This is a genomic window from Peribacillus aracenensis (genome assembly GCF_025175645.1).
Taxonomy (GTDB): Bacteria; Bacillota; Bacilli; order Bacillales; family DSM-1321; genus Peribacillus; species Peribacillus aracenensis.
The window spans coordinates 66,784-79,057 of record NZ_JANZMJ010000020.1 but is presented as its reverse complement, the minus strand read 5'-3'; the positions used below and the strand labels follow the sequence as shown (position 1 = coordinate 79,057).

The 12,274-nt window shown below is 39.1% G+C and carries 8 protein-coding genes; all 8 read left to right on the top strand.

Features of this window, described 5'->3' with window-relative positions; genetic code table 11:
• Positions 1 to 50: 50 nt before the first annotated feature.
• The 8 genes from N0M92_RS18845 to N0M92_RS18810 all read left to right on the top strand — a co-directional run bounded on the left by N0M92_RS18845 (position 51) and on the right by N0M92_RS18810 (position 12,101).
• Positions 51 to 1,292, top strand: coding sequence for a M20 family metallo-hydrolase (locus tag N0M92_RS18845; protein WP_260287282.1), 1,242 nt, complete (start codon positions 51 to 53; stop codon positions 1,290 to 1,292).
• A gap of 408 nt (positions 1,293 to 1,700) precedes the next feature.
• Positions 1,701 to 3,161, top strand: a complete 1,461-nt coding sequence (gene nhaC, locus N0M92_RS18840; protein WP_260287280.1) for a Na+/H+ antiporter NhaC — start codon at positions 1,701 to 1,703, stop codon at positions 3,159 to 3,161.
• Between the two features lie 171 nt (positions 3,162 to 3,332).
• Positions 3,333 to 4,712, top strand: coding sequence for an aminotransferase family protein (locus N0M92_RS18835; RefSeq protein WP_260287278.1), 1,380 nt, complete (start codon positions 3,333 to 3,335; stop codon positions 4,710 to 4,712).
• Positions 4,713 to 4,800: 88 nt separating this feature from the next.
• A complete protein-coding gene (locus N0M92_RS18830; RefSeq protein WP_260287277.1) occupies positions 4,801 to 6,282 on the top strand; it encodes an aldehyde dehydrogenase family protein in 1,482 nt (493 codons plus the stop codon).
• A 145-nt stretch (positions 6,283 to 6,427) separates the two neighbouring features.
• Positions 6,428 to 8,107, top strand: coding sequence for an amidohydrolase (locus N0M92_RS18825; protein ID WP_260287275.1), 1,680 nt, complete (start codon positions 6,428 to 6,430; stop codon positions 8,105 to 8,107).
• The gene (locus tag N0M92_RS18820) at positions 8,100 to 9,473 is read left to right on the top strand and encodes a purine-cytosine permease family protein (RefSeq protein WP_260287274.1); all 1,374 of its coding nucleotides are present in this window, start codon (positions 8,100 to 8,102) and stop codon (positions 9,471 to 9,473) included. Before N0M92_RS18825 ends, N0M92_RS18820 begins: the two co-directional genes overlap by 8 nt.
• A 554-nt stretch (positions 9,474 to 10,027) precedes the next feature.
• Positions 10,028 to 11,482 carry an amino acid permease gene (locus N0M92_RS18815; RefSeq protein ID WP_260287273.1) on the top strand — a complete coding sequence of 485 codons (1,455 nt, stop codon included), beginning with the start codon at positions 10,028 to 10,030 and terminating at the stop codon, positions 11,480 to 11,482.
• A gap of 151 nt (positions 11,483 to 11,633) precedes the next feature.
• Positions 11,634 to 12,101 carry a Rid family hydrolase gene (locus N0M92_RS18810; protein ID WP_260287272.1) on the top strand — a complete coding sequence of 156 codons (468 nt, stop codon included), beginning with the start codon at positions 11,634 to 11,636 and terminating at the stop codon, positions 12,099 to 12,101.
• The last annotated feature ends 173 nt before the right edge of the window (positions 12,102 to 12,274 follow it).

Here is a 12,274-nt window from a genome sequence, read left to right as displayed (position 1 = left end):
TAACGTTAACCAGATTGGAGTTCCTAGGAGAAGGGTGGCAGTGAGCAGCTATGAAAATCGATATTGACCGATTATTGTCGGACATCAAGGAGTATGCTGAATACGGAAAAAATGATCAAGGAGGGGTGACAAGGCCCAGTTTTTCACAAGCCGATCATGAAGTGCGTGCACGGTTTATTAAGGAATTAGAGGATATGGATTTAAAGGTCACTATTGACGGGGCCGCCAATATTTGGGGAAGGCACAAGGGGAATGGAAAAAAACAAGGCAGTATTGTCATTGGATCACACCTTGATTCCGTTCCGAATGGAGGTAAGTATGATGGCCCGTTAGGTGTTCTTATGGCGAAAGAAATTATTAAAACATTAATTGAAAATAACGTGATTCTTGACCATGACTTGGAAATCGTTTCATTTACGGCAGAAGAATCGAATGATTTTAACTTATCAACGTTCGGAAGCCGTTCTTTCGTCGGCCGATTGAAAATCGAGATGCTGAAAGATGTCTTTGATTCAACAGGTGCCCGGCTTAGTGATGAACTGATTAAAGCTGGGGGAGGCCTTGATAAATTCCCAATGATGAAGGAAATGGGAAAGAACAAAAAGGGTTTTATTGAACTGCACATTGAGCAGGGACAGCGGTTGGAAAGTGAAAATATATCCATGGCGGTCATCAACAGGGTTGTCGGAACTTATCGAAGTAAAGTAAGGGTTATCGGGCAGTCTAACCACTCCGGTACGACAATGATGGAACATCGGAAGGATGCATTGACTGCTGTAGCTGAAATGATACTTGAAGTGGAACGTCATTGCCAAGAAAGCGGCAGCAGTATAGTTGGAACAGTCGGCAAATTGACTGTTTTTCCGAATGCGGCAAATATTATTCCAGGACAAGTTGATTTTATCTACGAAGTCAGAGGAGAAACAGAAGAGGGAATTCAACATAAAGTTAACGTAATACAGAGCGCTTGGGAAGAAATCGCCAGGAAAAGAAAGGTGGACATTCAGCACAGAGTTTTTCTTGATCAAAAACCAGTTGTTTTGGATGAGGACATTGTTCATATATTACAAAGCACAGCTCAGGAGATGGAAGAACCTTTTATGACGTTCTCCAGTATGGCGATACATGATGCAGCTCATATGGCAATGATTACAAAATCAGCCATGGTCTTCGTGAAAAGCATTGATGGGAAGAGTCATTGTCCAGAAGAATACAGTCTGCCTAAGGATATTGAAAAAGCCGGTAACTTAATTTTGCAGGGAATTATGAACATTGATCGGGAATTGACGTAAAATTCCTCAGTTTATGAGTTCAAGTTTTTAAATAATATAGTCAGCTTTACACGATGGCTCCGATTTTTCATGAAGGATATTTGCATTTTCAAACAAATAAGCTTCTTGCTGTTTTTTTCTATTAGAAATATTGCCCCGTTCGTTACTTTTTACAAAAAATGATAGAGTAATGCCCTCTATTATTAAATAAGTATGGCTTTAGAGATTAAATAGAGTTAAATTCTATTATGGTGGCTTTTTAACTACATGATGCCAATTTAAAAAAGTCAGGGGGATTGATTAATGGCATTTTTAACTGACAAACGCTCATTTTAACCGTTTAAGATTGTAAGCGCTATCAAATTTTTAAAAAAATATTAGATAGTAATCGAGACTTGGAGTTAAAAAGTAAACGGGGAGTGAAAATGAGTGAAACAGGAAAACAATGTGAATGTGGTGAAAACCCCTTCTAAATGGCTTGCTTTATTACCAATCGTGTTTATGGCATGTGCACTGGCAATTGGAATTGGTGTTTATGGTGCTGATCCACATGTACCCCTTTTAATAAGTACGGTAGTTGCCGTGATCGTCGCTTTAAAGCTCGGTCATAATTGGCATTCCATTGAAGAACACTTAGTAAAAACAATTAGTGTATCAATTAAAGCCTTACTGATACTAGTGATAATCGGAGCCTTCATTGGAGCTTGGATGGCATCTGGAATTGTGCCATCGATGGTTTATTATGGATTAGGGGTCGTATCTCCAACGTATTTTCTTGTTACAGCCTGCATCATTTCTGTTCTTGTCAGCATCGCTGGAAATGCCTGGTTTGCTGCTGGTACGATCGGGGTAGCGTTAATGGGAATTGGGCATGGCTTGGGTGTTCCATTACCGATGGTTGCTGGTGCAGTCGTATCGGGTGTTTATTTCGGTGATAAGATGAGCCCTTTATCGGATGTGACGAACTTCACCTCGGCGGTTGTGGGTGTAGACCTATTTGAACACATTAGGAACCTAATGAACACTACATTCCCAACACTCATTATTTCGCTAATGTTGTATGCATTTCTCGGATTTAAATTTCGTGGAGAAGGTGCAGATTTGTCACAGGCTGAAAAGATTCAAGGAATTCTTTCAGATCAATTCGTTATCTCACCGTTTTTATTAATTCCGTTACTCTTTATTGCGCTAATTTTCATTTTGAAGATACCGGCCATTCCTGGCTTGACTGTCGGGGTCCTTATTGGTGGGGCTTGTTCCCTATTTGTCCAAAAAACTTCGTTAGGTAATATGATTAACATCATGAATAATGGTTATACTGCCGAAACTGGTTACAAAGTTACGGATGAATTGTTAAACCAAGGTGGGATTCAAGATATGATGTATACGGTTTCTTTAATCCTTATCGCTCTATCATTTGGCGCTATTCTCGAAAAAGCGAAAATATTGGAAACTCTTCTTGGGTCGCTGCTTCGGAAAGTAAAACGGACAGGTAGCTTAATAACAGCGACTGCTGGTACGTGTATCGCTTCAAACATTGTAGGGTGTGACCAATTCATGTCCGTTATTATCCCTGGCCGCATGTATTTGAATGAATATAAAAAACGGGGACTGCATCCGAAATTGCTCGGACGTACATTGGAAGATTGCGGGACAGTGACCGCAAGTCTTATTCCATGGACCACCTGTGGTATTTTTATGTTTTCTGTTCTAGGTGTTTCTCCGATTGAATATGCGCCGTATGCATTCTTTTGCTATATCAGTACTTTTGTAGCTATCGCTTTTGGATATTTAAATATAAAAATCAACCGTTTAGAAGTAGAAGAACTAGCTGGAAAAAGAAGTGAGAATAAAGGTAAAGATCTAGAATCTTCTTTTCCAATGGAATAAAAATCATAAAAAAAACAACTGGATTGATTATTCAGATTATTGACAATAGTCTAATTATAATATATATTTTTATTTAAGGAAAAATTCCTTATTTGTTCTCAATATAAAGTTATAGCAAAAGTGTTTCATTTTAGGGATATTAAATAGTTATTACATTGGGAGGTATGGAACATGGTTGTTTCTAAAACCGAGTCGAAAATCGAAAAATTAATTGAATCAGACAAAAAACATTATCTTCATCCAACGACTGTACCTAAATTGTTTATTGAAAATGGCCCGAAAATAATTTTTCATGAAGGAAATGGGATCCGTGTAACAGACATTAAAGGTGATACATATATTGATGGCGCTTCCATGCTTTGGAATGTAAATTTAGGACATGGAAACAAGGAACTTGCGCAGGCTTCATATGATCAGATGTCTACTCTTGCTTACAGTTCTTCATTCTATGGCTACTCAAATGAAAAAGCTGTTCGCTTGGCCGAAAAAGTAGTTTCCGTTGCACCTGGTGATTTAAGTGCTATCTTTTTCACATCCGGTGGGTCGGAATCAAACGATACGGCTTTTAAACTAGCGCGTTTTTATTGGAATTTAAAAGGTCGTCCAACAAAGAAAAAAATCTTATCGATAAGCCGTAGCTACCATGGTGCAACGGTTTCTGCTGGAACAGCAACTGGCATAGATGCTTTCCATAGTTTTGCAGGTTCAAGAGATGCCGATATGGTGAGGGCAAAATCACATTTGACTAATTGTGAGCTTGGCGATAAAAATGATCCGAACTATGAAGGATGCATTCGTGATGTCATCGAAAAAGAAGGAGCGGAAACCATCGCTGCCCTAATCCTTGAACCAATTCAGGGTGCAGGAGGAGTTCACGTTTCTCCTGATGGTTATTTAAAAGCAGTTAAAGCCCTGTGTGAAGAAAATGATATTCTGATGATTTCTGACGAAGTCATTTGTGGATTTGGCCGTACCGGAAAAATGTTCGGTGTCGATAACTGGGACGTTGTGCCTGATATCATGAGTGTAGCAAAAGGGATTACGAGCGGTTATGCCCAGCTTGGCGGCGTTTTGGTTAATAAAGAAATCAGAGATACTATCGTTCAATATGATCAAATTTTAGGTCATGGATTTACTTATAGCGGACATCCAACAGCATGTGCCGTTGGATTGAAAACGATTGAAATTCTCGAACGCGACAACATTCTTGATAACGTTAACAAAATGGAGAAAGAGCTGAAGAAAGGGTTTGACTACTTAACGGATAAACACCGGTATTTCACGAAATCAAGAGCGGTCGGCTTGCTTGCCGGATTTGAGCTTCAGCAGGACCGTGACTTGGATGTACCATTTGCAGAATCAGTCAAACCAGCTTCGTTTGTCGTTGATCAGTGCTTCAAACGCAAATTGATTTTAAGAGCTGCAGACTTTGAAAAGGGCAAGGATATTGTTGCCATTGCTCCGCCGCTTATCATTAATAGACAAGAAATTTCGGAAATGATCAATATCATCGATACAGCAGTGACTGAATTTAATAAAACCATTAAATAAATGATTGGATTTATACAACATGCTAGAGAGCTAGTAGTCTTAGCGGCTCGATCTCTGGCATGTTTATTTTTAGACTGGAGGAACAAGAATGGCGAACCAAACACTTGAAATAAGCAATAAGGTGAGGGAGTTTTTAAAAGGTACGAAAAAGTTGTACATCGATGGAAAATTTGTGGAATCATGTTCTTCAAAAACATTTGAAACAATTAATCCAGTTACTGAAGAAATATTGGCAACAGTCTATGAGGCGGAAGAAAAAGATATAGATTTGGCAGTTAAGGCAGCAAGGAAAGCATTTGATGAGGGGCCATGGTCAAAGTTGAGTGCCGCTGAAAGAGCAAAGTTCATCTTGAAATTAGCTGACCTTATTGAAAAACATCAAGAAGAGCTGGCACAATTAGATACTTTGGACAATGGAAAGCCAATAAATGAAACACGGTCCGTCGATGTACCAGGTACGATTGAAACGTTCCGGTATTTTGCTGGTTGGGCGACAAAGAATATGGGGCAAACAATTCCTGTTTCCGGTCCATTCTTAAACTATACTCGTCACGAACCAGTCGGAGTAGTTGGACAAATTATCCCTTGGAACTACCCTATTAATATGGTTTCATGGAAAGTGGCCCCGGCTTTAGCTGCAGGCTGTACGGTTGTTTTGAAGCCCGCTGAACAGACTCCGTTATCGGCACTTTATTTTGCTGAACTTGTTGAAAAAGCAGGATTTCCTGCAGGCGTTGTTAACATTGTTCCTGGATTCGGTGCGAAAGCCGGTCATGCAATAGTGAATCACCCAGATGTAAATAAAGTTTCGTTTACCGGCTCGACGCCTATCGGGAAGCAAATAATGAAACAAGCCGCAGATTCAATGAAAAGGTTGACGCTGGAGCTTGGGGGAAAGTCGCCAAATATCATACTCCCTGATGCGGATCTTTCAAAAGCGATTCCCGGAGTGTTCAACGGCATTATGTTCAACCAGGGGGAAGTTTGCAGTGCGGGGTCGAGAGTATACGTTCATAAGGATCAATTCGATGAAGTCGTTTCCGGTATGGTTTCCCTAGCTGAAAACGTTACCCCTGGAAATGGATTGGATACAAATACGACGATGGGGCCTCTTGTTTCTAAAAAACAGCAAGACCGCGTGTTTGAATTTATTAACACTGGTAAAGAAGAAGGAGCAAAGGCAGTAACAGGCGGAAGAAAATCGGATAAAGGTTTCTTTGTCGAGCCGACTATTTTTATTGATGTAGAAGAATATATGACGATTGCAAAAGAGGAAATATTCGGACCAGTCGTCGTTGTCATGCCTTACAATACGGTGGAAGAAGTCATTGAACGCGCAAACAACTCTCCTTACGGTTTAGGTGCGGGTATCTGGACAGAGAACGTGAAAATGGCACATAAAGTTGCTAATCAATTAAAATCAGGAAATATATGGATTAATTGTTATGATGTAATAGACCCAGCCTCTCCTTTCGGGGGATATAAACAGTCGGGATTTGGTAGAGATTTAAGTGCCTATGCTTTAGAAAGTTATACCGAGGTGAAAAGTGTTTGGGTAAATTTGGAGTGAATATAGTTAGTGGTGAAATCACTATCAAGCCGTTGCAACTCTTGTAACTGTAGTGGCTAAATTTCTATATAGGACTGAAACGCTCTCCATTAAAATGGGGAGCGTTCAACCATCCATAAAAACAGAAATTGAAAGGAAGATTAAAATGAATAGTCAAATGAACCCCGCTCAACCAGCTGATATTGTTCTTTCAGGTAATTTTGTTTTCTCTGGATTAGGGGAGAAGCCGAAGAAAGCTTCAGTTGCTATTAAAGGAAATAAAATATTTGCTGTTGGCAGTGAAAAAGAAATGGTACCGCTTATCGGAAAAAAAACAAAAACTTATAAATTTGACAATGAGTTAATAATGGCGGGCTTTAATGATTTCCATATTCATTTAACACTAGGTAGTTTATATGAGCATTATCCTGATCTAAGCAGCGCAACCTCAGAGGAAGAAGCAGTCGATTTATTAAAACAACACTATGAAAAAAGCGATAATAAGAAGAATCAATGGATATTAGGCTTCAGATGGTACCACTTATTTTGGGAAAAAACAGAATTGCCCCACAGATTATCCCTGGATAAAGTATTCCCCAATCAACCCGTTTGTCTGCTGAATGCAGATGCCCATGGAGCTTGGCTGAACAGCAAAGGACTAGAAGTACTTGGAATAAATCGTGAAACCCCAGATCCACCTTTTGGAAAAATCATAAGAGATGAAAACGGGGAGCCAACAGGAGTACTGGATGAAACCGCTCTTGGGCTGGCTAAAAGAGCATTTGAAATTCCATATGAGCAACGTGTCCGTGTTTTTCAAAGTTTTTTAAAGATGGCCGCTAAATATGGAGTGACTTCTGTGGGCGATATGTTTCCTGTGCCTGGATTTGACATGGGGGATTTGGAAATTTATGAGTTATTCGAAAAAAAAGGAGAACTTTCAGTCCGAATCGACTTTTTATCCACTTTAACCGGAGAGTTTGATTATGTAAAGAAACTTAGAGATAAATATTGTTCAGAAAAATTAAATTTTTCTGGGCTGAAACAATTTTTGGATGGCGTTCCTGCTACCTACACGGCTTATTTACTCGGACCATATAACGATAACCCAAATACAATCGGTGAAACCTTAATGCCGCCTGAAATAGTTAAAGAGTGGATAACTAATGCTGATAAAGAAGGATTTAGAATAAGGTTGCATGCTTGTGGAGATGGAGCTATCAGACTAGCTTTGGACAGCTATGAAGCTGCTCGAAAAAATAATGGGATAAGAGACTCCCGCCATACAATTGAGCATGTTGAAACAGTCTCTGCCAATGACTTAGATCGTTTTGCTGAACTGGGGGTAATTGCTTCAATGCAGCCTGAACATATTGCACTGTTTGAAACGTTTGAAGAAAACACCTACCCTTCCCGCCTGGGGCCTCTTCGTGAACCGTATTGGCCGATTAAAACATTAATGTCCCGTAAAGCAAATCTGGCTTTTGGAAGTGACTTTCCCATTGTTAACTTAAATCCTATGTACGGAATATACAGAGCCGTTACTCGAGTGCACAATGATGGAGAGCCAAACGGAGGCTGGCATTCAGCTGAAATAATTAGCATGGCTGAAGCACTGCGTTTCTATACTTTAGGCGGCGCCTATGGAAACTTTAAGGAAAGTAAACTAGGAACGATAGAGGTAGGTAAATTAGCGGATATTGTGGTCCTCGACAAAAACCTGTTTGAAGTGGATTCTTCTGAAATAATATCAACAAAAGTTAATCTTACCATAATGGATGGTAAAGTTGTTTATGAAAAAGCACCCAATAGCCAAAGTGCAATGGAGGTGTGTATTTTTGAATGAAAAAAATAATAGGAGTGTAATAGAACAAAAAAGCTTTGAATTTATATCAATAGAGGAAAGGCAGGGTGATCCTAAACAACTTTTTTTTACCTGGTTTGGTGCAAATACTCATGCATTACCTATAGTTACTGGCGCCTTAGCCATAACAATTGGGTTGGATTTTTGGTGGGCGAGCTTGGCGATTCTTCTTGGTCATGGAATTGGAGCGGTGGTAATGGCTCTCCATTCCGCACAGGGACCGAGGCTGGGCATCCCACAAGTTATTCAAAGCAGAGCACAGTTTGGTTACTTTGGGGTTATATTGCCCTTACTGATAGTCTTCACGATGTATATAGGTTATGGAGCAAGTAACACGATCATAACGGGACAGGGAATTCATGAATCATTGGGCATTAACCTTAATTTGTCAATCACATTAAGTTTACTGCCAATGGTATTGTTCGCAATTTATGGTCAAAAATTAATTCAATATGCAATGAAGTATTACACGATGATTTATATTGTTATTTTTATTATCATAAGCCTGCTTGTTATAAAAAATGTCTCATTAGAGATGCTCAATCATGGAAGTTTTTCTTTCAATCAATTTTTTTTAGTATTGTCTATTTCAGTCACTTGGCAAATTACCTATGGTCCTTATGTTTCTGACTACTCAAGATATTTCCATCCGGTACATGCAAAGAAGACATTTGTTAATACGTATACTGGCAGCTTTATTAGCTCCGCATGGTTAATGATATTAGGAGCTGCTATAGGGTGCATGGCAGTTAATGGGACTGTCATGTCTCAAATAAAGGATTTAGGCGGAAACTTAGGTTTTGTTTTAGCATTTTTGATAGCTATTGGTTTAATGCTGGTTAATTCGTTAAATATTTATGGAGCTTGTATTGTTGCCTTATCAATCGCAAGTAATTTCATTAAATTTAGGACGACGATAAAATTACGGATCTTTACCACAATTTTAGTAGGAGTCATTCTAGCAGTAGCAGCAACCATCGGAGCGGGAAATTTTATGGTGAATATTCAAAACTATTTAAGTTTTGTCCTTTTCTTTATTGTACCTTGGAGTGTAATCAATTTAACAGATTTCTATTTACTTCGTCGAAATTCGTATGATCCGGAATCATTTATGAGGAAAAATGATTCTTTCGGAAGGTTGCGTATTAGTTCCCTTGCCATTTATCTTCTCTCGGTAATTTCTCAAGTGCCATTTGTAAATAATGGTGTTTATCAGGGGACAATCTCTAAATATTTAGGTGGTCTTGATGTTGCCTGGGTAATCGGTGTTTTCATTTCATTTAGTCTTTACTATTGTTTCGAGAAATTCAAAAAAGAATCAAATATTGAATTAATAAATGATATTTAATAAGAAAAACCCCAGATGTTCTAATGGAAATGGATAGGTAAAGGTGAACGGATTATTAATATGAGAAAAAAGGGCTAACGCACGGAATAATTCGGCTTGTTTAAAAACCGAAAGAGTATGCGGATATAAAGAATAGCTGGATTATTAGATGTTTAGTAAAGTTCAATGTTCTTAAAATATAGTAGATTGAAAATTCCGAATATTCAAAATAAAATATTGAAATTCTTAGTGGTAGCTTGTAATATTTTATTAAAGGAATATATAAAGATATATTCCGAATGTTGCCAACTTCATTATGTAAGAATATAAGAGGAGGAACAGAAAAATGACCTAAAGAGAGCGTTGAAATGAAGAGAATTTGTAGATTTGTCACCGAAAACTTTCCGGATGCATTCCCCATTGTGTATAGTCCTAAGTGCTCGTAATCGAAGATAACCCTAATAATTCGGAAAGGCACACTTACAGAATATAAGTAGTTAAGCAGAGCTGAGATTGCTAGTACCGTGAAATGAAAATCGGCTTAAATCTAACCAATGTAAAAGGAAGGTGAAACTATGGCGGATAATTACACCAAACAGGATCCATCTACACAGGACAAGCTCCAAAACACGTTAAAGAACCGGCACGTAACAATGATAGCACTCGGAGGCATCATCGGAGCCGGGCTCTTCGTTGGAAGCGGTGCGGTCATCAATTCAACAGGGCCGGCGGCTGTTATCAGTTATACTTTGTCAGGAATTCTCATGCTTTTAATCATGCGCATGATAGGTGAAATGGCAGTGGCACAACCATCTGCCGGTTCAATTTCCGAATATGCACGGTCGGGATTAGGGAATTGGGCTGGATTTAGTGTTGGCTGGCTCTATTGGTATATGTGGGTGATCGTGGCTGCAATTGAGGCTGTAGCTGGTGCTGGAATACTTGTGAACTATTTTCCGGATATTCCACCTTGGATATTGTGCTTGGTATTATTAGTGGTGCTTACTTTGACCAACCTTTACTCGGTACGTTCATTCGCTGAAACGGAGTTTTGGTTCGCATCTATTAAGATATTCGCGATAACCTTCTTCATTGTCTTTGGAGCTATATATACTCTTGGACTATGGCCTGGTGAATCACCCGGTCTCTCGAACCTGTATACAGCAGGCGGATTCTTTCCAAATGGGATCGTTGCAGCTCTAGTGGGAAGCGTTACTGTACTTTTCTCGATGGGAGGGGCAGAAATTGCCACCATTGCAGCTGCAGAGTCCGATCAGCCTGCAAAATATGCGGCTAAAGCTACCAATCAAGTCATGTATCGAATCTTATTCTTTTATATCCTCTCTGTCTTCTTCATCGTTGCAATCGTGCCATGGAATTTCGAGTTTGCTGGCATTGCTATTCAAAGCCCGTTTGCGATTGCACTAGATCGATTAGGTATTCCATTCGCTTCTTCGCTAATGCAAATAGTAGTCCTTACCGCAGTACTCAGTTCGCTTAATTCTTGTCTCTACATTACCTCTAGAAGTTTGTTTACCTTAACTAGACAGGGAGACGCACCAAAATTTCTTATCAAACTTAATAAAAGGGGCGTTCCGGTTAGGGCAATACTGGCAGGGACGATTTTCGGATATGTAGGCGTTGTTTTAAACTACTTTTTTCCACAGACAGTTTTTTTATTTTTAATCAATTCCGCAGGAGCAATTAGCCTTTTCTACTATTTGGTGCTCGCCTTCGCTCAAATCCGCCTGCGACGAAGGTTAGAACAGGAAGCACCCGAGAAATTAAAGTTGAAAATGTGGTTATTTCCCTATCTGTCTTATGTAGCCATTATCTGGATGTTCGTAGTGCTTATAGCAATGGCATGGATTCCTGGCACACGTTCACAACTTCTTCTCAGTTTAGCGAGTTTCGGTGTGATTCTTGTAGCCTATTTAGTACGGTCTTGGTACAGTAAACGTAAAAATGGGCAGGTCACTGAAGAGAGTGAGGACTATGTCGATGCTACGGTAGGTGAGTGGAAAAATTAACTTCCATCATATAAGAATTAGTAGCATGAATGAATTAAAGATTAGAAAAGCGAAATGTGGTTTCGGAAATATTACCTCTAAGAATAATAAATCTTGGGAAGACATTATTTAATTAGGTAATAAAATAAATGAACTGGAGGTATTGGATGTTATGACAGGACTGGGAGAAGTTAAAAATTCAGGGATTAAGAGATTTAGAAAATTCAAAACAGATCAGTATTATCCTTCAACGTTGGGAAAGCCGGAGCATCATATTGTAAACGAGTTTAGCATGGCCGTAAGAGCAGGAAATAGAATCTTTTTAAGAGGGCAAACTGGTTTTGATTTAGACGGTAATTTTCATGGGATTGGAGATGTCGTGAAACAAGCGGATCAGGCATGCAAATGCGTTAGGCAGCTTATTGAAGAAGCGGGCGGTTCAGTCAATGATATTTGTAAGATTACCGTGTACTTGCTTAATCGGGAAGATAGAAGTAAGGTCTATCCCGTAATAGCCGAACATTTTAAAGATGTTTATCCTTGCAGTACTGGCTTAATCGTAAGTGGTTTTGCCATGCCGGAAATGCTGATGGAGATAGATGTAGAAGTTATGATTAGTGAAGGAAGCAATGAAATTTAATAAGTTAACGCTATAAATCAATAAAAACGCAAATCCTTGAAACGTAAGGATTTGCGTTTTTATTTTTCGTAATGGATGTAACCTTAAGGGGGAGTGGGATTTACTAGAGAGAAATAATATAAAAGTGTGTAAATTTCTTGTTATGAATAAGCAGGAGAACAAGAAAGAGAAAA

Bases quoted from the DNA above. Each gene is read 5' to 3' on its own strand.
- N0M92_RS18845 (WP_260287282.1), top strand. From the start codon at position 51: ATGAAAATCGATATTGACCGATTATTGTCGGACATCAAGGAGTATGCT.
- N0M92_RS18830 (WP_260287277.1), top strand. From the start codon at position 4,801: ATGGCGAACCAAACACTTGAAATAAGCAATAAGGTGAGGGAGTTTTTA.
- N0M92_RS18810 (WP_260287272.1), top strand. From the start codon at position 11,634: ATGACAGGACTGGGAGAAGTTAAAAATTCAGGGATTAAGAGATTTAGA.
- N0M92_RS18825 (WP_260287275.1), top strand. From the start codon at position 6,428: ATGAATAGTCAAATGAACCCCGCTCAACCAGCTGATATTGTTCTTTCA.
- N0M92_RS18815 (WP_260287273.1), top strand. From the start codon at position 10,028: ATGGCGGATAATTACACCAAACAGGATCCATCTACACAGGACAAGCTC.
- N0M92_RS18835 (WP_260287278.1), top strand. From the start codon at position 3,333: ATGGTTGTTTCTAAAACCGAGTCGAAAATCGAAAAATTAATTGAATCA.